Source organism: Klebsiella sp. BIGb0138, from assembly GCF_004342285.1.
Taxonomy (GTDB): domain Bacteria; phylum Pseudomonadota; class Gammaproteobacteria; order Enterobacterales; family Enterobacteriaceae; genus Klebsiella.
In genome coordinates this window covers 1-20,362 of the sequence record NZ_SMCV01000007.1, presented here as the reverse complement: position 1 = coordinate 20,362, position 20,362 = coordinate 1, and the positions used below count along the sequence as shown (strand labels likewise).

Genomic DNA, 20,362 nt, shown 5'->3' with positions numbered 1-20,362 from the left:
AATCCTGGAATAAGCGCCCTAAAGAAAACTTTTCATTAATGTAAAGTTATAAAAATATTGATGAAATTAATATGAATGCGCTAAGCCAGTGAATAGCTAAAAGTTATTGACTAAAACTTTCTGGAATAAACTGAGAGATTATTTTATCTATTCTGGAATCTTATATTTAAGTGGTTTGGTATTGGTAAGTCTTCTTTAATTCGCTGGAGAGATAAAGGGTACAGAAAGAGAACCTGCTGAGAAAAAACTGAGAAAAATTTTGGCGATGGGTGGGGAGGGCAAGGGAAGGGATCGTCCTGATAAGCGTAGCGCGAGCTGGGGTAAACATGGGGGAGGAGGAGGAGGGTTGCGGTATTTACGTAGGCTGGTGGGGTTGCGTAGGGAGTTAGGAGTGAGAAGAGCGTTTTACGTTGATTGCGGTAGGGAGCCGCGAGGTAGCCCGGCTAAGCGTAGCGTGAGCCGGTGCAAACATGGGCGGTGGAAGGCGGACAGTTGCGGGGTAAAATGTTACTTCTCACGGCTCCGCAACGCCTAAGCGCTGTTTTTTTCGACACTTAGCGCTGCACGCACACGCTGCCGCTTGCATGGCGGCCATCGACAGGTATAATCCACAACGTTTCCGTATCCCTTCAGTGCCGAAGTGGCGAAATCGGTAGACGCAGTTGATTCAAAATCAACCGTAGAAATACGTGCCGGTTCGAGTCCGGCCTTCGGCACCATCGGAACATCAATAGACGTCAACGGACGTCTTTTTTTGTGCCTGAAATCCAGTATCCGCAAGGCTTTCCTCGCTTTTTCATTCAACCTAAGTCAACCTGATTCAATCTACATCAACTTACTGATGCGGGTACAACTGCGGGTATACCCCGGTTCGATAATGTTTGTACCCACACAGAACCCTTGAAAGGATACTCATCATGGCTCTGAGTGATGTGAAGGTTCGTTCGGCAAAGCCTGAAGCAAAAGCCTACAAACTGACTGACGGCGATGGCATGGTTTTGCTGGTTCACCCCAACGGCTCGAAATACTGGCGGCTTCGTTATCGTTTTGGCGGTAAGGAGAAGATGCTGGCGCTGGGAAAATACCCTGAAGTGTCGTTGGCGGATGCCCGGGCACGCCGGGATGAAGCCCGTAAGCTGTTAGCTAATGGTGTCGATCCCAGTGAGAACAAGAAAGCCGTTAAGGTAGAGCAGGAGCAAGAGGCGATAACGTTTGAAGTGGTTGCCAGAGACTGGCATGCCAGCAATCAGAAATGGTCTACATCGCATAGTGCTCGTGTATTGAAAAGCCTGGAAGACAATTTATTTGCTTCAGTTGGGAAGCGAAATATCAAAGATATTGGTACTCGTGACTTACTGGTTCCAATTAAAGCAGTGGAAAAGTCAGGACGCCTTGAAGTGGCTGCGCGTCTTCAACAGCGAACAACGGCAATAATGCGCTTTGCGGTACAGAACGGCTTAATTGATTACAATCCTGCACAAGAGATCGCTGGTGCGATCGCAACAGCTAAACGAAAGCATCGCGCTGCGCTAGATCTCAACCGCATTCCTGAGTTACTCCATCGTATTGATAACTACACCGGCAGACCATTAACGCGGTTAGCCGTGGATTTGACGTTACTGGTTTTCATCCGTTCGAGCGAGCTACGTTTTGCTCGCTGGACAGAAGTGGATTTTGAAACGGCTATGTGGACGATTCCCGGAGAGCGTGAACCGCTGGAAGGTGTTAAGCATTCTCAGCGTGGTTCAAAGATGCGGACACCTCATCTTGTTCCCTTATCGCGTCAGGCCTTAGCTATTCTGGAAAAGATCAAAAGTATGAATGGAAACCGAGAGCTGATCTTCGTTGGCGATCACGATCCCCGTAAGCCGATGAGTGAGAATACGGTTAACAAGGCTTTGCGAGTGATGGGGTATGACACGAAAAAGGAAGTGTGTGGGCATGGTTTCAGGACAATGGCCTGTAGCTCATTGATTGAATCGGGTCTATGGTCGAGGGATGCCGTAGAGCGGCAGATGAGCCATCAGGAGCGTAGCTCTGTGCGAGCAGCTTACATCCACAAGGCAGAGCATCTGGGAGAGCGCAGGTTAATGCTGCAGTGGTGGGCTGATTTTCTGGATGCGAACCGGGAGAAAGGGGTTAGTCCGTTTGATTTTGGAAAGCAATCTCCAGATTAAGCTAAACATGTATGCTGCACGGTTTGAGTGAACCATGCAGCACACAAGTTCGAGGATATGACAAATTAGCATAATCCTAGAATTTATCCGTTCGGATAGTTATTAGCACAATACGATGTAGAACATGAGATGTTCATTTTTATTTGTTGACCATATAGTGCTTATGAATATACATTAAGCTATGGTAATAATGAATGGAATCATGTATATGGCTAGTTTTATTTTCTATAACATTCAAGTTCTTCCTAATGAAACCGCTGAAGAAATAGGTGTTAAAGGATACAAAAAAATCTTCAGCTTATTAAAAGAAAAAAACAATGAAGAGCTGAAGTCTGGGAATCATTTAAGTTATCATTTTAAAGTTGGGAAAAACTCATATTTCGGCCCGTATGAGTTTTTTAGTGAGCAGGGTGGGGTTAATGGAAACTTCATAAAATATAACGACAGTGATGATGTAACTGATTTGTTGACAGATAAGGTTTTATTTTCAAAAAGTAAAAAAAATGCTGCTGTTTCAGGTAAAAAGAAAATCCCTTTCGTGTTTGATGCCAAAAACCATATTCTAGCAATAGATCAATATGCGGCACCATCTCAAGAATATGATAAGTTACTTGAAATATTAATGTATTACATTAACCCAATAGTAAAAAACTTATTCCCTGAATATACATTAACTATCAACTTATTATCTCTCCCTAGTGCTCTTGATGAAGTTTTTGCAAATGCTATATCCTATAAAAATGTTGAAGTTAGCGTTTTTGCCCCTAATGGAGATGATGCAGAAGATATTTTAGAAGAAATGAGAAAGAGCAAAATGCAAAAACTACAATTGAGTGGTTCAAGCGGCGATAGTAGTATGATTAGCATACCTAATTTCTTGAAGAAAATTCTAAAATCAGCACAAACTCATGGGAAGATAAAATTAAGATATAGAGTTCAATTGCAAAATTCTAATGAAACAAAATTAATGACATATGACTCTGAAAAATCTCCACTAAAACTTAATCTCCGCCATAATAAATCTGATAAAGACGACCGAGGTTTCTTAAGAGGTTGTTTAAGAAAAATCAGAGAGTTTTGTGAGCTGAAAAATGATGAGATACAAGGGGATTAATATGTTCAAATTATTCAGAAAAATTCCTGTCGTTGGGACAATGATTTTTATTATCAACAGTTATGTCTACAATGGCGACCTTAGTTCAGGCGATAAGTTTGCTCCACTTGCCATGTGGATAAAAAAGCTTTTTGGTAAGTTCGTCGTGGCTTCACTTTTAACAGGTCTTGTTTTTTGTAATGAAATAACATCATATTTAAACATAAATACTTTTATTGAAGGTACTATCAATGCTAAAAACCCAGGCAGCATAATCGTATCGACTTTTCCATCTCTCATAGGCTTTGGGATAGGAGTGTATGCTTTAACATTGGTACTTAGTGAGTCAGTTGTAAGCAACTTTCAAAAAATAATATCAGGAAAAAATAATACGTCTGGCAGTGTTTTGATGTTGAGCTCAGATTTAGCATATCCTATGTTAATTCTTGTGCTAACACTTTCTGTTGGTATTTTACAGGGTGTGTTTATCGACAGTTATAAGTTATGTGTAGTAACATGGTTTATGCTCTGGTATAGCTTTGTTGTTATTATTGAGATGCTGGGGGTATTATTCGGTTTGTCAAATAATAGCTTGCTGGATAAGCTTTAGCGTCGTTTGCTAATTAATAATTCGGTTATAATGTGATTCTTCTTATTGTTGTAAGAGTGTACGGCTACCTCAGTATATTATCCCTATGCCATTCAAGATCATTATGTGATAAAATCGAAATGGTGATATTTTTTCTGGAAGACTTAGGTATTCTTTTACTTCATTGTTGAGTTCAGTACTAATTAATATTTGACCATTATTTCTAAACGAAAGCCATCCTTGATCAAAAAGGGTATCAATGTGTGCAGCAAGCATTATTCCATTATAGGGGCTAAACGGTCATGAGCATTCTCACATACAGACCAGGGTCTAATATGGCTGGCTCTTAGTAATGGATGAAAAAATATTCCTGTAACTGGGCAAACTGGAAATAATTGTAGACAATTTTTTCTGAACTCTCCCTGCCCAAGTCGTGCTGAGATTAATCGCTCTCTCATTGTTTCATTCAGATTTTCATCCTCTGGAAGGCAAGAGAAATCGGCCGCTTCTTGTATGAAAGGGTTTGGAGATAGCCAATATAAAATTTTTTATTCAACTATGGAAATAGGTAACCCCTTCATTTTGTTCATAACATCAATAGCAGGTAATGAAAGATCACCCGGCGAACCATCAGCGTTTCTCCAACCTCTGCGCACATCACTCAGCCAGGAATCAAAACGATCCCTATAGTTTTTCATACTGTTATAGAATTCGACTTCAGTTTTACCTGCACCAAATGTTGGATAAAATAACAATATCGCATCCTTTAATGAGTCAACACCAAGTAATACCGGTGGCTTTTTTTTCCATACTTTGATAAATACCAAGCAACTTCAAGTAATCCATTTTGAACTTGTCTCATTATAGTACCCCTTAATATCGTTGAGTTAATTATTCAAACAGGAGTGATTACCTTTGTGCTTATAAGGTAATTCAGATGTTCATGCAACAATGCAGGAATACTTCCATTTGTAATAAGCACACCGACCTCTATATTTTTTTCCATTGCATATCCAGTGAGATTTGCACTTGTGATAAAACATGTATTACTATCGGCGACGATCACTTTTGCATGTACGCGACCATCTGAAAACTCAGAGGGTTTATTTTCCCATAAGTAGATTCGAGCATGAGGCATAAGTGTTTTCATCTTGGAAATATGATCGAAATTAATACTTCCGCCATATTCTGATGATGATTCCAATAACATGGTGATAACCACGCCACGTTTTATTGCTACGTTCAAAGCATTGACAATACTAGATACATCATAAGCCACAAAACTAGTAATAAATAATGACTGTTTGGCATTGCTAATGATTTGTAGAAGAGCTTGTTCGGTACGGCGAGCTGATACGAAAGGTGTTGTTGGGCCAGTCCATACGAGCTCAGTTGATTGTTCTGCCGTAACTTTTGTATATATATAGCTCGCAGCGAGGAGCATGGACGCAAGCTCATCTGAACTAATCTTTGTATTTTCCCAGTCGATTATAAGCTGCTTAATAACAATATTTGCTGCAGGTGTTCCTACCACGCCTGATAACGATGCTGTGGCTTTGCAAGCTTCGGTTTGACGAATACGTGCAGCAATAGCCTCAACTTTTTCCAAAGAAATCAGACATATTAACGTCGTTATTGTATCTAGTAGTTTATGCAATTCAGAAATCCTTGAAGAACGCGGCGGCAGTATGCTCAAGTGTCGACACGAGTAATGCGCGATCTAAATAACGGTTACCACGCTCACACGACGTTTCGGCTACAAAGCTGCACGCATGGCATGCGGCACCGTGTAACGAACGGTCCTTCTCAGGATCATGTTCAGAACATAGAGGATCAGAGGAGCAAATCGTTGAGCGATTCAGCGCTTGTTCCAGTAACCTTCCAAGATTTTCTGGTTTACCAAGATCGACTAGGCCACCCAAAGTTCCATCTGAATCTGCGGCGGCTGTATAGATAAGGATACCAGCTTGAGGGTTATCATTGCTTGTATTGGCATAGATTCGCTCACGAATACTTGAGGCGTTGTATCCACATTCCAGTGCCATCTCACGAATCAATAAGTGTGAAAGTGTGTGTAGCATGGCAAAGCGAATACCCGGATAGCCCTCCTCGGGATCAAGATGACGTGAATTTCGCCATCCGGTATGTCCACCACGGAGCATTCTGTCAACTTTTTTGACTGCATCCAGAGACTCCCAGGCAACTAGGGCTTCTTCATTAAATTGGAGGAAGATGCCTTCGCCATGTACCTGGCTGGCTGGTACCCAGTCAGGTCTGTTTCGTGATAGATTAGCCATTGGAACACGTTCACTAGGATCGTCAGATTCTTCAGGCGCTTCAACTCGAGTAAATCCTATTAATGCATTGACCTCACGTAAGCGTTCTAGGAGCAATACGCGTTCGATAAATGATGAAAAACGTGGCGGTGTTTGGGTCTTCTTACTCATGAAATGTGGGTAGTCTGCGGGGGGATTCGGTTCTATTAGAACATCCCACTCTGGCCCTTTGATATCGATCTCACCGACAGATTCTTCACTACTATCGGACCGATTTGCTTCAATAGCTTCCCAAATTGCCTCAAGGTCATGTTTCTCAATGCCTTGGGCCTCCCCCCTTTTATTGAGTGCTTTGAGAATCCCTTTCAACTCAGAACGATCCTCTACATCAGCGAGATCATCCCAATAATCAATAATAATTTGATGCAATGGTGATACATGTAGTAGAGGGATCGCGAGTGCAGACAGCGTCATAGGAAACCAGCTATTTGTGGATCCTAACAATACTGCACGTGGTTCCACATTGCATTCGGTGTCGAAGTAATCTAGGTGAGGGTGACGTCCTCTGCATGCAGGAAGATTCTCTTTTCCTGCCTTACCAAACGCATGAGCCATACTCCTTGAGGCCCCACATTCATCACATTTTACCCATAGATTTTCGGTTTGTAGCGAGGCTCCACTTTCAAAGAATCGCAGCGTCCCTTTGCACGAGTTGTTGCCGCCGTGAACAAAGTAATGCCATGGAAAATCATCAAGATGACCATCACGGCAGGCCAAGAGGAAACGGGCAGGTACGGCATCCGCGTCCCTGGCAGGCTGATCGCCTTTAGAACCTCGGCAGCCTTTGTGGCGAAAGCGAGTGCGTTCGGGTCTATACCGATTTTCTTTGATCTCAAATAATCCAGTATCATAAGGTGAAAGAAGCCCGCACTTTACGCAACGTAGCCATCGCGGGAAAGGACGTACGGGAACTCCTATATTTGCTTCAGCAGACCACTTGTCGGCCACTTCACCTTTCTGAAATGGTGGCATACGCAAACTTTCGACTTGATCTCCCAATTTCATCCGAACCGCCTCAAGCAGCCGGGTTTCCTGAATTGGCTGGCAACGATTCTTTTCCCACCGATCTATTCCAAGCGTTATGACAGATAGGTTTGGAAGATCAATTAGTGCTCCAGGCCCATAGGTCCAAAGTAATTGGCTAGGGCGTACTTCACCAACGGGTGTTTTCTCATCAAGACTCATATTCAATCCTCATCCTTCGTTGTTGGACGTGGCTTCCAATCTTTATCATCAGTGATATGACTTTTGTTCATTATCAGTTGTACGCCAGGTTCGACTTCTCGCATTGACATTGGAACCGTCCAGTTATTCCAGGGCTTCAGACCTGGTGATTCAATTAAATTAACTGTTTTATCCTTTTCAGGCCCACGCTTTTCATATCCGAGAATTCTTCCACCCATAGATGCTTTTTTCGTCCATTCGTCGGCGCGCTCTTTCAATTCATTCTCTGCTAATTTTTTACGCGAGTTGTCTTCCGCAACATTCCCTGCCCGTGTTGCCAGCACTTTGATGGCATTGCTGACCTCGAATTGATTAGACGTACTCAATTGGCCAGCACCTTCATTCGGGCTGAATGCATCATTCTCCAGACGTACAAGACTTAACAGAGTTCCTGTTAAACCGCGATCCATTGCTCGAGGAGAGAATGGGGTGACCGATTGAGCCTCTACATGTTTGTAGAAAGTGGCGTGATAATGTTCAAATGTTTCGTAGTGAGATAAGTCTCGCGGACGAGCCCATGTGAGTACTGTGCAAACTAAACCAGGAAATGAGCGTCCCACGCGACTGGTAGCCTGAATGTATTCCGCTGTTCCTTTGGGTTGACCATTCACTGCCATGAGGCCAAGTCGATTGATATCAACGCCTACTGATAACATGTTGGTGGCGAGTACTATATCAATGGCTCGAGTATCACCCTCCTGCCATCTGGTAACATATTTACCGGTAGTTGTATCAAATTCAGACTTGAATTTAACCTCTAAGTTATCAAGGTATTTAGGAATGTCTTGACTGGATACACGGGAAGTTAGTTCGCGAATGTTGCTTATGCTGCGTTGTGCCAGTGCAGGCCGCTCAACCATACTCATTTGGACCCGATAAGAACGTGTCTGTACATCATCCTCTGCAAGTCGTTTCATCCCACCTAATTCACGTAGCGAGTTGAAATAACCGACCATAGTCATGTAGGGATCGGCTGGTTCACCGAAGTGGTTAAATAACTCTTGTGCAGCGGTCAAGAAAGCAGTGTAAACGCGAATCAGCATTGCAGGCCTTGAGCTACCGGGTGAACATACGCCGAGGTAACGACGACCATACTTCTCTTTTATTGCACGTTGAACCGAGAAAAAGTTATCTTCAACATCTAATCCATGTGGTGGAAACACTGCTACTTGGCGCATGAAGACGCTGTTTACTTGTTCTTTAGCTTTTCGGACGGTTGCTGTAGAAGCGATGACTTTCGGTTTGACGTTCTTGTCATCAAGTGTCCAACTACATAACTCATCAACAGCGGTTTCGTATAATCCTACCATGGTGCCCAGAGGCCCACTGATTAGATGGAATTCATCTTGGATAATCAGGTCTGGTGGCCGGATAGGGCCGATAGTTTTCGCCTTGGTGGAAGGTTGCCCCTTGGCGGCTGGATGATTGCCGTTGCAGTTGGCTCCTGGCCAGAGCAAACCATGTCGCGGACATTCCTGTCCCACCCGGCCAAAAAGTGTCCGTACCTGACCGCGCCACGCCATCATGGCGAACTTGTCCACTGTGGCAATCATCATCGTCGGAGGGCGGTGATAGATCTCTTCATCCACTACCAATACTGGAATACCTGGATGTGAATGATTGCTTGATTTGCCCTTTGAAAAATCACAACGCCCTTTTTTGTCACCGCAGTAAACGAAGGTTTGGCCACCCGATTTGTCCTTGCGAACTTCAACATCCTGCCCTGGTACTATTTCGCTACCACACCAAGGACAGCTTGTTAATTGGGCGGGTGACGCTGCTGCAGCATTGTATTTGTCTGGATTACGGGCATCTTCTACGGCTCGATGACTGTCTTCGGTAGTACCAGGAGTCACCTTATTTCCGACCCAAAGCCCTATAGTGAATGGCTCTATGCCGAGGGATTTATCTCCATTATCAATTGATTCGCGGCGCAATACTTCCATTGCGCAAATCAATGCTGTTGCACGTTGAAATTGCTGCAGTGTTAGCAGGCGAAGTGTGTAGCGCATGATCACGGCCAAGCCGCGTGAGCTGTCATACCCGCCTAAATTACCCTGTAGGCGCCGTATGGCCATAGTGAAGGCTGCTACGCCTAAATAGGCTTCGGTCTTGCCACCACCAGTAGGAAACCACAACAGGTCAGCATAAGCATTTACAGGTTGTACTCGATCAGGATGGCGTGGGTCCGCCAACGATGGGATGGAAAGCAACAGAAATGCCAACTGAAAAGGGCGCCAGCTGCGGTTTTTTTCTTCATTATATTGTTCGACCGTAACATCTTTTCCACGACGTTTTTCCAGTGCGTACAAACTGCGTATGCGCTGTGTTGCCATTGCCCGGTTAGCGAAACGGAAAGCCGTCAACGCTTTTTCATTATGTTTAAGGGTGTCGATACCTTGTTGTAGGCGGATAAGAATCTCTTTGCATCTATCCATGGCTGCTAGGGCTTGGGCGTCAAATCTTGTAGCCTTGGTTCCTATGCTTGAGTACTGTTCACATATCCAAGCATCGTAGTCCTTGGTCAGCATACTCAATGCATTTACGAGCGCATCTATATCCAAAGTCGCCAGTGTCTGCATGTCAAGGAAACCACTACTTACCATTTTCTGCAGCGCTGGCCGATCAGATATATCAAGACCTGGAGTCTCAGTTCTTTGTACCTCGTACTGAGGTATCACCGTCGTACGAATTTCTGTTGCTAGTTCTACGTTATCTGCAGTTTCAGCATGCACCGCAACACCATGTCCTACTGCAAACTCTACGCGGTTCAGGTAAATCATTTCCAGTGCTTCGCGTTCTGGATCCATACCGTTAGCGTCCAGAACGGGCTTACGTCTGAAAATAGCTTGTTCGTTTGCATCCTTTTCGGGACGAACGATCAATTCGGGTTGGAAGATCCATGCTGTATCACGGTTGGTTTCTGGCTCTTTTTGCGTATTTACAAGGAATAGTGTGACCAGACGATCGCCATTAGGATTCTTTGAACGGATGGTGCCTTGTACCAATACTTCTGGGGAGGAACTGTCCAGTGATTGAGGTGAAATTACCCCTTCTTTTAACAATAACGATAATTTTCCACCGCAAGGGATGCGCTGCCACACCTTGGCTTTCGTCTGTTCTTCGACTCCAGTTTCCTTATTTTTTCGAGTCCGGTAGATCTCATGATCTTCGCTGCGTTCGTAACGACCCCAACGAGCTTCGATTTCAATTTGAGTAATATCACCATCTACACAGAAAGTCATTCCGAGGCTGCTTGGTACCAATGATTGGTTGCTAGCGGCATCAATTTCCTCTTGTGTATCGGGCTCCCCACGACCAGGTTCTGTCGGCGATTTAACTTTTGCTGTCTGAGCCTTCACAATCAGGTCTGGAGGGTTATCAACCGCATCCTCAGGATTTACTGGAATCTCCATTCCTTTTTCCGCAGCTTCACGTGGCGCAAGCTTACCGACCAAATAGCGGTCTCTCACCCCCATATCGACTATAAGTTCATTAGGACCGGCTGCCGGACCGAGTAAGTCATCCATCACAGCCAACTGCAGTAATTCACGGATGTAGGTTTGATCTTCGATCGTTGGTATTTCACCAACGCTCGTGTGCAGTACATCGGGGAGCATTTCAATGAAATCTTTCCATTGAATGCGACCAGAGCTTCCTTTAGCAGGTAATTTGATGGAGGTCATACCAATTGAAACCGATGGCTCAACCTGCAACATTCGATCGAAAAAGAGTGTGGTGGTTTCGAGATCAGAACGAATTCGCAGAATACGCCCCACTCGAGTGATATGACCTGCTTTATCCAGGATCAGTACCCAATCATTATTGGAAATACCCTGATTAAGTGAACGTCCACCTTTTAATTGCAGCGTAAATGAGGCTAAGGTGGGATCTTTCACTCGGTCACGGTCAATAGCGAACCATGCATTAGGCGATATAGTTGATTTGCTTTTCTCTGTCATACGGGCTCCTTACCCAAAATACTGCCTTATACACGGTTCCGATGCTCTATTGGTTTGGGAACCTATTTTCTCTTATTACTTTGATCCTTTTCTTTGTTCTTCCTCATGCCGGATTCTGTTCAGGTTAGCCAAGCGATAGAGCAATTCTTCTCTGGCAAACTCACTGATGGTATAGCGAATATTTTTTCCTTCTGGTAAGTATGCCACTTCATGAAAATCATGGCTTAAGTCCAGGTCATCGAAACCATAGGCATGTAACACAGCTAGATTTATTTTTACTTGCAGCTTGCGTAATTTGCTGAGAGATGGAGAAGATATTGCTGGATTGTGGAAGGCATTGTAGAACTTAGTCATTCCTTGATTTTTATTCAACATATATGTCGCTCTTTCTTCGAAAAAACTTGCTCCCAAAGCAGATAATAATTGATCGTTTTGATCTATAACACCTGAAGGGAAAGGATAGGTTTCGAAGATATCTCCGTGCGTATAACGTAAGTCTTGCTTCATTCGAGAACCATGTTCCCAAGCCCAAACCGCGTGAATATCGGATGATAGGCAAGCAAATAGTGAATAGCTATCGCTAGCAATAACACAGAGTGTGTGTGCATAGATATATGTGTTTGGTACAAGAGTAAAACAGGGATATTTTGTTGCACCTGTTGCAAACACAATAACTCTCTCAAGCGGATCTTTGTTTCTATGCCACCCTTTAGGATGTTTTTCAAAAGAGTGACCTCTGCCAAGCAAATGGAAAAGTTCAGGTCTTGGTCTGAGAAATCTCCACCAAGCTTCTCTTGCACCCTTATCTTTATCGATTTCTCGGTATGGTTTCACATATTCAACCACATATTCAAAAGCACTTTTGAAATTTGAACTGGTATCAATACTCCAGTCAAAAAAATTAATTACTTTCCGACCGGGATGATGCTCAGGTGATTGATTGACCTCTTTTCCAATCAAATAATCGAAAACAACATTACAGGACTCGTCACTACGTTCCATCCATTTTTCATACGTTTCATTATCTATTAAAAAGCCATCACCAAGAGTAATAACGCCTTGAAACACGAGACCGCAACTATCCTTCAACTTGACTGGTCGCCAGTTTTCTCGCTGCGTCAATGCTGCACTGACGACAGGAACTTGTTTATCTGATATATAAATAGGACCTTTCCAGCATAACTTTGAAATAAATACACTACTCGTAACAACATTGGCTTTTCCTGGCCAAATTAAATTTGGGTTTGCTCTATAAATGATGGAGCCTAAATTAAGTATTGAATCAAGCCCAACTTCTCTGGTATTTCCTTCGGATATGGTATTCACCGCGATCAACCCAAAAAATCCGTTAGGACCAAGTAAAGAATTAGCTTTAATAAAGAAGTAGGCAACCAAATCAGCAGAGCCCCGTTTGCCGCCTGCGATTGCGTTTACTAAATACTCTCGATAGCAATCACCCATGGTACCAGTGATTTTTTGCCCACCTAAAAATGGTGGATTACCGACAATACAGTCAAATCCTCCACAAGACTCAAACACCTCTGGGAACTCTAATGGCCAATGGAAAGGTTTACGAGGCAGCTTACTGGCGGGTAAATCAGTAGAAAAAGTAGTGATAGCCCTTTGCTGCATTAACACAAGTTGTTCTTTATCACCTTCCATCGCTTGCTCGGCTTGGATGGCAAGAGATACTAAAGCGGTTTCCAATGCTACGGCATTGCCTCTCGCTGCTAATACTTCCCCGATAAACGCATCTGCAATACTTCCCGGCACATCTAGTCTGACTCGTGCATTGGTGTTCAGTTGTGCCATAGACTCCACGTCGTGCACATCGCGGATAGGTGTCTCACGTAATTGCTGGCGCAGCGCAATGGCTTCGTGTACAGCTTGCTTAATATCTTTGCCGAACAGACGCAGCTGTCCTTGAGTTGTAGGATTCATCGAAAGCTGGGTGAGCTGATCAATCCGATGGATGCCAAGCAAACTGTCACCACAGCGTAAATTGTGGTCAAGAAACCCAAATGGTCGACCCTTAGCTAACGTTACTAGCCAGATGGAAAGCTTAGCAAGCTCAACTGCCAGTGGATTCAAGTCGACACCATACAGGCAGCGTTCGGCGATAAGGCGGCGGGCGATGACGATGCGAGCATCGGTATCGCGTGGCAGTAGCTCTTTTGTGTCAGGCATCTCCAGTACGTAGCCATCCGCACTCACCGTTTTTCCTGCTTCTTCAGCCAGCGACCAAGCCTCAACGAGACGATCGGCCAGCCAGCGGCAGGCTTGTACAAGAAAAGCACCCGAGCCCATTGCTGGGTCGCAGATCTTAATATCAAGAAGTTCGGCGGGGGATTTAAGTTTCCACGCTTCACGTGGAGTACCTTCCACTGGCCCGATATAGACCATCGGTGTTAGCGTTTCAGTAACGATGGCTTCGGTGAGCGATTTCGGTGTGTAGTGAGTGCCAGTCTCGCGTCGATTAGAACCGCTGGTGACGATGAAAGCCCCGGCAGGATAGACCAAAGGATAACCCCAAGGATCGGTTCGAAGTATGTGAACGTAGGGTTTGATTCGGTCGCGTAGTTGTATGTCGCCTTGACAAGTTGTTAAGAGGCGATCGGCTAAGGTGTCATCAACTGTCTTAGTCAGATCTTTTCGCACCCTACTTACAGAACTACCAGAGCGTTCTTGCAGTAATTCGACCAAGCACTCGATACCATCCATGTTTGCAGAATCCAGCTCAGCCAATTTGACCCAAGGTGATTGCGCTTTTTTTGTTGCATCTAGTTCTAGCGTGACTTCACCGATGCGCCTGACGGTGCGTTCAAGCAGACCTTCGTAGACATAACCTATTTGTTCTACGTCCAATGCACGGTAAGAGAGTGTGCGACCCTGGAACTGTTGAATAGCTTCCAGTAGGAGCAGAACTGTACGGTTATCAATTGGCAATGGTTTCGCTGTATCTGTTCGCCAATTAGAATCTTTGGCCCTTCCCTCAAGGAAAGGGAAGTGGTCGGGATCGAACAGTGAGCTACCCAATGCGGGTAGACGCAAGTTCTCGTGCTCTACGCCGCAGTAAACTGCACGGAAGATTGCCAGCAGGCGTGACCAGGCATCCCAACGTCGTTCGAGGATTTCTGAAGACTCTTTACGTAACTGCATGCGTAGAGTGGAAATCGCATAATTGGTCTCGTAGCGTTCGTCGCCCAAGAGTAGTAGTCCGCGCTCCTCTGCCGAGAGAAGGAATACCAGACGCATCATGACAGTCAGTGCGGCTTCATAAAGCTCGGTCTCTTTGACGTTGTGCAGTAGTTCGCGATTACGATCTTGATCAGCTTTGTCGAGGGACTGTATTAATACTTCTACGGCGCGGCGGACTTGTTCACCTAAAGCGTCGGTCACTTCGTCCTGGTATTTTAGCGAACAGTCGAACAATGCTGGTAATTGTTCGGATTCATTAACGAAGAAACGACGGATTCCGAGCAGGTGCACAAAAGCCTGCAATGTAATTGGCTCTTGGTTCCATAGGCGTGCATACCAGCTGGCGAAGGAGGTAACCGCACCAACTGGCGCATCTACTAACATCCAGCGTTCACCGTTAGTCACTAACCCGAGACGACAATCAAGAGAGCGGCATAACTGGACCATGCGGTCTGCCGGGGTAGTTAGCCATCCATCCCTTTTCATCGTGGCCTCAAGCTCCACATCCGGTGTATAGGTGTGGATGAGCATCAATGGCTTGTTTGCACGTTGCTCATCAACAACGGCTAAATCTGGATACTGGGCTACACCATGATCCGGTAACACAGATTCCAGATGGTTTGCGCACCATTCTACGCGTTTTAGTACATCACTTTTACTATCTTCATCAAGATCAAGAACTCGAGATAGGACCTCATCAAGCCATGCATAGTGCAATTCAATTAACTGAGGATCGTCCTGTTCCAGTGCTTCACGCCATTCATCATAGGCCTGCCGTACCCGTTTGCGTTTGGTTCCGTTGAGTTCTTCCAGCCCCTGAGGGAAGGCTTCCATCAGTACGGGGATTGCGAGAAAGGGTCCTGAAATGTCGATCAGTGATAGCCAATCAGCGTGTAAATTAGTCAAACTCATACTACACCCCTCTGAATAGAAGATTCAGGAACGAGAAAAATGACTGCAACCGGGAAAGTGCAGTCATCAATTTTGGTGTAGCGAGTTTCAATAGCTTGTATTTCCTGTTCGCGCTCTGTCGGTATGCGCGCAAGACGAGCTTCCAAGGCAGCATTATCACGTCTGAGTTGTATTCGTTCATCTTCTGAGAATAGTGAAAACTGCATAGGTTGTTGATCTTTCGCCAACTCAGCAGTAATAGTTCTTTCAAGTTCATTGAGAACATTACTGATATCAGCCAATTCACGATTTTTACGGGTCTGAAGGGTATTAGTTAAATTTTGCAGACGGTCTTTTGATCTTGCCTCAACAGACTGAAGAATGCTGTTTTGTGCACGATTAAAACGAATGCGGAAGGCATCAAATAGCGCAAATTCAGTGGTCAATGATTTAGCTTGTTCCAACCATTGTTGAATTTTATTGACGCCTTCTTCACGTCGAAAAGCTTTGTCACCAAGATAGCCCCCCGCTACTGTCAACTCTTCATGAAGTCGATGGTGATTACCCCCAATGATGACCAATCGGGAGACGACGGCCACAGCAGGACTATCAAGTAATGTGTCTGGTACTGAGCGTACTGTAACTCGATGCAAGTTCTTTACATCATCATGTGCCCACACCTCGGCTCGTAGTAAACGCAGGCACATCTGTACCAAACGGTGATTCAAGTGGACCAGTACGACATCATCACGGCCTTTAGCTACTGAGTGATCAAATGTTATGGGGCGAATCTGCTGGGTGTAGGGGTGTTGCAATCCTTCAAGACAGCGTGCCCATGTACCTGACAGAGCAGGCATCTTGAATACAGAGCCAGGAGGTATATCCGGTAGCTCAAAATGCTCTAGATTTGGACGGCCTGCAAGTGTGAGACCGGTATTAACGGCCATGTGGATATGCTCAGGAGTAAGATGAAAATCATGCTTAGCAGACAGAAGTCGATCATGTAGCTTAGCAATTCGTTCTTTTAGTTCGCGCTCAGCTGTAATGAAGCGTTTGGTTTTTGCGATTCTGGATTCAGCTAGACGAGTATCAATTTCTTTGATAGAGCCTTCAATCAAACCTGACATTTGTGGTGCGATGACTGGATTGACACTGCCCATGTCTGCTCGCATTGATTCGAGTTTTCGTAGAGCTCGAAGGATGTCGTCACCGTGACCACCGATACGAAGATCACCGTTTTCACTTCCATCCACGGGATGCCAGATCACGACTTCTTTCTGGCGCTGTCCGTGGCGATCGATACGTCCATTGCGTTGTTCCATTACATTAGGGTTGTAAGGAATCTCTAAATGGATCAGGTAATTACAGTAATTTTGAAGATCAATACCTTCTGAAGCGGCATCAGTAGCAAGTAGGATGCGAACGGGAGAGGTTTTAGGTGATGTCTGGAATGCTGCTTTGACTTTCTCGCGTTCATCCTGCGGCATGCTTCCATGAAGAATAGCCAAGCGCTCGCCACCAAGCCCATGACTGGCAAGAATCTCGTGCATCCATTGATGAGTGGTTCGATATTCGGTGAACAGAATCACCCGTTGTTCATTCCACTGACCATGTGTTTTTAAATTTGTGTCAATCCAATCAAGAACACCCTTAGCTTTAGAATCTACTTGGTTCTTGGCTATTTGTGCCCATTGGCGCAGATCATTCAATATCTGTTTCTGGTTGGGCGTGAGCGGTAGGGTGTGACGAGAGGCTTCTTCAACGGCCTCTGCTTGGGCATTCTCTACCTCTTGATCGTCGGCGTAATCTTCTTCGGCCCGAAGAATTGCTTTACGTAGAATACGCTCTGCCATAGCGTTCTTGTCACTGGTTTGTTTGCCATGAGTTAAAGTTGCTATGTGTTTTTCAAGCGTGGATGCGAAGGCTGCAGGTGAGGAAAATAGTCGTTTCTTCAGTAGCTGATTGACAAAGGCAGTCCCAAAGATTTTATTAGCTTTCTCTGCACCTTGTTCTCTGCTTTTGCAGTATTCATTTAGTTGATCGTGGATGGAGCGCTCTTGTGCTGAGTATGCGACGGATAGGGCTTCGAGTTTGCGTTGAGCGTAGAGCAGCTTACCCTCAGAATCGACTAAATCACTTTTGAGTCTACGTACCATTACCTGATTCAGCAGTTTCTCGTCTGGAAGTACGTTCCTAGCGAAGCGTTGATCGTCCAGCAGTTCTAGCAAAGAAGTGAAAGACTCGGTATAGCCATTATGGGGTGTAGCGGTTAGAAACAAACGATGCTGGAAGTGAGGACTGATCGAACGGATGAATCGAGTCCTCTGACTTTCCATGGCGTAGCTTGCTCCACCTACTGGTGCGATGTTGTGTGCTTCGTCAATGACCAGCATGTCAAATTTGCGTGGATAACTGACCTTTAAGGGGAGAACATCACGCATGGCGCGTAGGCCCTCGCCGCTCTTGGCCCAGTCCATCGAAGTGATTAATCGTGGATGCGATGTCCACGGATTGGCATGAATTCCTCGTTCACGTCTTAATCTCTTGATATAACTGGTGTCGACGATATGAAATTCTAGACCGAATTTTTCCAGCATTTCCAAACGCCACTTCTCCTGCAGCGATGCAGGACAGACAATCAAAACCGTACGAGCACGATGTCGAAGTAACATCTCTTGAATGATTAACCCAGCCTCAATGGTTTTACCAAGGCCTACGTCATCGGCGATGAGTAAATTGACACGAGCCATGTCAATTGCACGTACCAAAGGATCCAGTTGGAAGTCCTCAATGCTGACGCCACTACGAAAAGGTGCTTGTAAGAAATTACGGTGGTCTGCTTTGGTTACTGCCCCCCAGCGCACAGCATCAAGAAAGGCCTCAAGGGTGTCAGAGTCATCAAGGCCAGTAATTGATGGCAAACCAGCACGTTCAATTACTTGAGCCCCTGGTTCAATTTCCCAGATGACCTCAAGTAGTTCCCCTAAACTATCTTCATCAATAGAAGAAAGAGTCACTGCATGCTGCTGAAATGAAGCGGTTGGTAATTGAGAAGATGAGACTTCTACAACAAGCCATTGGCGTCGGCGAACTTCAACGAGCTGTCCTGGCTCAGGAGTAATTTGTTGAGACTGATCTGCTTGATTTGAAATATCCATAAGATGTTCAGATTCCGGTTCAGTACCGCCCAATGGCTGTTTAAAGTTTCACTTTGTTGCGACTAAGTTCAAATCATCAAGGTGTGAATTTATACTGCGAGCGATTGCCTGACCGAGCTTTACCGGAACTGCATTTCCAATCATTCGACCCAGAACTCTAAGGTTTACATTACTTTCATTGGGTATAAATACGTAATCTTGGGGAAAACTCTGAAGAATAGCCGCTTCTCTCAACGAGATAGCGCGATCTTGTTCTGGGTGACCAAAGCGGCCATTTCCAAAACCATAACATTGAGTAGTCATAGTCGGAGCCGGTTTATCCCATTCCATTCGACCATAGACACTAGAGTATGTTTTGCCTCGATCCGTTCGATGGCAATCAGCAATTAAATGTTCAGGCCAGTCACGCCATGTTCCACCCGGTTTTGAGGCTTTGATACGTTGCATATTCTTTTCCGACAACGTTGAAGTTACATGTAGCTTATCCCCAGTACCAGTTTCTCCTGCTTTTAAAGCAGGCAAATTGCTTATGGCCTGTCTTACGGTAACAGGCTGAGTACATGTTGACTCAGAGAGCTTTATCTCACCATGTAAAGAGGCAAGCAGTACCATGCGCTTACGCATCTGGGGCACACCATATTGAGTGCAATCAACAACACTAAACCAAACGTGGTAACCAATGCGTTCTAGGGTGTCGACAAAGTCGTTAAAAACTTCATGTTTTGCAACGGAGGGGACATTCTCCATGGTAATCAAATCGGGGCGAGTTTCCTCAGCCAAGCGAGAAAACTCGTACAATAACCCCCATTTTCCATCCTTACCACCGTGCTCATAACGTCTTGCATAGCTTGAGAAAGGTTGGCAAGGTGCACAGCCAGCTAGAATCCTCACATCAGAATCAGCGTAAAGGTCATTCAAGTCTGAAGATGTGAAATCGCTTACGCTTTTCTCAATAAATTTTGCTTGATTATTAGTCTCATAGGGAAATTTGCAGGCAGGATCAATATCAATACCTGCGACAACAGGTACTCCCTCAAGTACAAGACCATGTGTTAACCCGCCTGCACCACAAAATAAATCAACACAAGATACTTTTTTCATCTAACAATCTTCTCGTTTATAAAGAAATTAATATAAGCTGATCGGATAACATATTGTAAATTAAGGTTTTTGTTTCGTTTGAATGACGATCTGCCAAGGTGCTTGGTCGCTCGAATTCCAAACGATGTATCAGCAAATTTAATCAATAGTCCCATGGCTAACGTTTGTTTACATGATCTCATGAACGGTCAGTGGCGTAAACGCTTGTGTGATAATGGTACCTACAGAAAAACAGCAACAAGGATTAACATTTCACATATAACCTAGGCTTAGGTTATATGTGAAATTATTTGGCAAAATCGAACGTTAACTGTGTGGTTGAATCGCCACAGGTTTAACAGACACCTCAGAGTCATTTAAGATGACTTAAAGAGAGGTGCCCATGAGCGGTAAGCGTTATCCTGAAGAGTTTAAAATTGAAGCAGTCAAACAGGTTGTTGATCGTGGTCATTCTGTTTCCAGTGTTGCAACACGTCTCGATATCACCACTCACAGTCTTTACGCCTGGATAAAGAAGTACGGTCCGGATTCTTCCACTTAGATTAGCCCCATAGATCACCAGACACTTCGCCTCTCTTAAAATAAGAGGTAGTCTTGGAACTATGTTTAACACCAGTCAGAATAATAAGATGG

Annotated in this window: 11 protein-coding genes, 1 tRNA gene and 1 pseudogene; 5 read left to right on the top strand and 8 right to left on the bottom strand. The window is 44.7% G+C overall.

The window, feature by feature from the left end; all coding sequences use genetic code 11:
* Positions 1-634: 634 nt before the first annotated feature.
* The 4 genes from EDF73_RS16105 (at position 635) to EDF73_RS16090 (ending at position 3,880) form a co-directional block, all read left to right on the top strand.
* Positions 635-719, top strand: a tRNA-Leu gene (locus tag EDF73_RS16105).
* 198 nt (positions 720-917) lie between these two features.
* Entirely contained in the window at positions 918-2,177 is a 1,260-nt protein-coding gene (locus tag EDF73_RS16100) for an integrase arm-type DNA-binding domain-containing protein (RefSeq protein ID WP_132730105.1), read from the top strand.
* A 208-nt stretch (positions 2,178-2,385) separates the two neighbouring features.
* Positions 2,386-3,291: a DUF4747 family protein gene (locus EDF73_RS16095; protein WP_165905731.1), complete on the top strand. Its 906-nt coding sequence runs from the start codon at positions 2,386-2,388 to the stop codon at positions 3,289-3,291.
* A gap of 1 nt (position 3,292) precedes the next feature.
* Positions 3,293-3,880: a hypothetical protein gene (locus EDF73_RS16090; protein ID WP_132730103.1), complete on the top strand. Its 588-nt coding sequence runs from the start codon at positions 3,293-3,295 to the stop codon at positions 3,878-3,880.
* 69 nt (positions 3,881-3,949) lie between these two features.
* On the opposite strand, the gene EDF73_RS27700 is transcribed toward EDF73_RS16090, so the two are convergent.
* From EDF73_RS27700 to EDF73_RS16055, 8 genes are all read right to left on the bottom strand, one after another.
* Positions 3,950-4,135: a hypothetical protein gene (locus tag EDF73_RS27700; RefSeq protein WP_243655226.1), complete on the bottom strand. Its 186-nt coding sequence runs from the start codon at positions 4,133-4,135 to the stop codon at positions 3,950-3,952.
* Between the two features lie 272 nt (positions 4,136-4,407).
* On the bottom strand, positions 4,408-4,686 hold the full coding sequence (locus tag EDF73_RS27695) for a hypothetical protein (protein ID WP_243655225.1): 279 nt from the start codon (positions 4,684-4,686) through the stop codon (positions 4,408-4,410).
* 68 nt (positions 4,687-4,754) lie between these two features.
* The gene (gene drmC, locus EDF73_RS16080) at positions 4,755-5,516 is read right to left on the bottom strand and encodes a DISARM system phospholipase D-like protein DrmC (protein WP_132730102.1); all 762 of its coding nucleotides are present in this window, start codon (positions 5,514-5,516) and stop codon (positions 4,755-4,757) included.
* A 1-nt stretch (position 5,517) separates the two neighbouring features.
* Entirely contained in the window at positions 5,518-7,380 is a 1,863-nt protein-coding gene (locus tag EDF73_RS16075; RefSeq protein ID WP_132730101.1) for a DUF1998 domain-containing protein, read from the bottom strand.
* A 2-nt stretch (positions 7,381-7,382) separates the two neighbouring features.
* Positions 7,383-11,381 carry a DISARM system helicase DrmA gene (gene drmA, locus EDF73_RS16070; protein WP_132730100.1) on the bottom strand — a complete coding sequence of 1,333 codons (3,999 nt, stop codon included), beginning with the start codon at positions 11,379-11,381 and terminating at the stop codon, positions 7,383-7,385.
* A gap of 75 nt (positions 11,382-11,456) precedes the next feature.
* Positions 11,457-15,491 carry a type IIL restriction-modification enzyme MmeI gene (locus EDF73_RS16065; RefSeq protein ID WP_132730099.1) on the bottom strand — a complete coding sequence of 1,345 codons (4,035 nt, stop codon included), beginning with the start codon at positions 15,489-15,491 and terminating at the stop codon, positions 11,457-11,459.
* Complete coding sequence (gene drmD, locus EDF73_RS16060; RefSeq protein WP_132730098.1) at positions 15,488-18,628, bottom strand: DISARM system SNF2-like helicase DrmD; 3,141 nt, start codon at positions 18,626-18,628, stop codon at positions 15,488-15,490. The genes EDF73_RS16065 and drmD overlap by 4 nt, the downstream gene beginning before the upstream one ends.
* A 48-nt stretch (positions 18,629-18,676) precedes the next feature.
* Positions 18,677-19,729 (bottom strand): DNA cytosine methyltransferase, encoded by a 1,053-nt coding sequence (locus tag EDF73_RS16055; protein ID WP_040020405.1) that lies wholly within the window; start codon positions 19,727-19,729, stop codon positions 18,677-18,679.
* A 382-nt stretch (positions 19,730-20,111) separates the two neighbouring features.
* Between EDF73_RS16055 and EDF73_RS16050 the strand changes: the two are divergent.
* Positions 20,112-20,252: pseudogene (locus tag EDF73_RS16050) on the top strand (transposase); the annotation flags it as partial.
* Between the last annotated feature and the right edge of the window lie 110 nt (positions 20,253-20,362).

Coding starts and splice junctions, on each gene's coding strand:
- EDF73_RS16090 (WP_132730103.1), top strand. CDS start 3,293: ATGTTCAAATTATTCAGAAAAATTCCTGTCGTTGGGACAATGATTTTT.
- EDF73_RS16055 (WP_040020405.1), bottom strand. CDS start 19,729: ATGAAAAAAGTATCTTGTGTTGATTTATTTTGTGGTGCAGGCGGGTTA.
- EDF73_RS16095 (WP_165905731.1), top strand. CDS start 2,386: ATGGCTAGTTTTATTTTCTATAACATTCAAGTTCTTCCTAATGAAACC.
- drmA (WP_132730100.1), bottom strand. CDS start 11,381: ATGACAGAGAAAAGCAAATCAACTATATCGCCTAATGCATGGTTCGCT.
- EDF73_RS16065 (WP_132730099.1), bottom strand. CDS start 15,491: ATGAGTTTGACTAATTTACACGCTGATTGGCTATCACTGATCGACATT.
- EDF73_RS16100 (WP_132730105.1), top strand. CDS start 918: ATGGCTCTGAGTGATGTGAAGGTTCGTTCGGCAAAGCCTGAAGCAAAA.
- drmD (WP_132730098.1), bottom strand. CDS start 18,628: ATGGATATTTCAAATCAAGCAGATCAGTCTCAACAAATTACTCCTGAG.
- EDF73_RS16075 (WP_132730101.1), bottom strand. CDS start 7,380: ATGAGTCTTGATGAGAAAACACCCGTTGGTGAAGTACGCCCTAGCCAA.
- EDF73_RS27700 (WP_243655226.1), bottom strand. CDS start 4,135: ATGCTTGCTGCACACATTGATACCCTTTTTGATCAAGGATGGCTTTCG.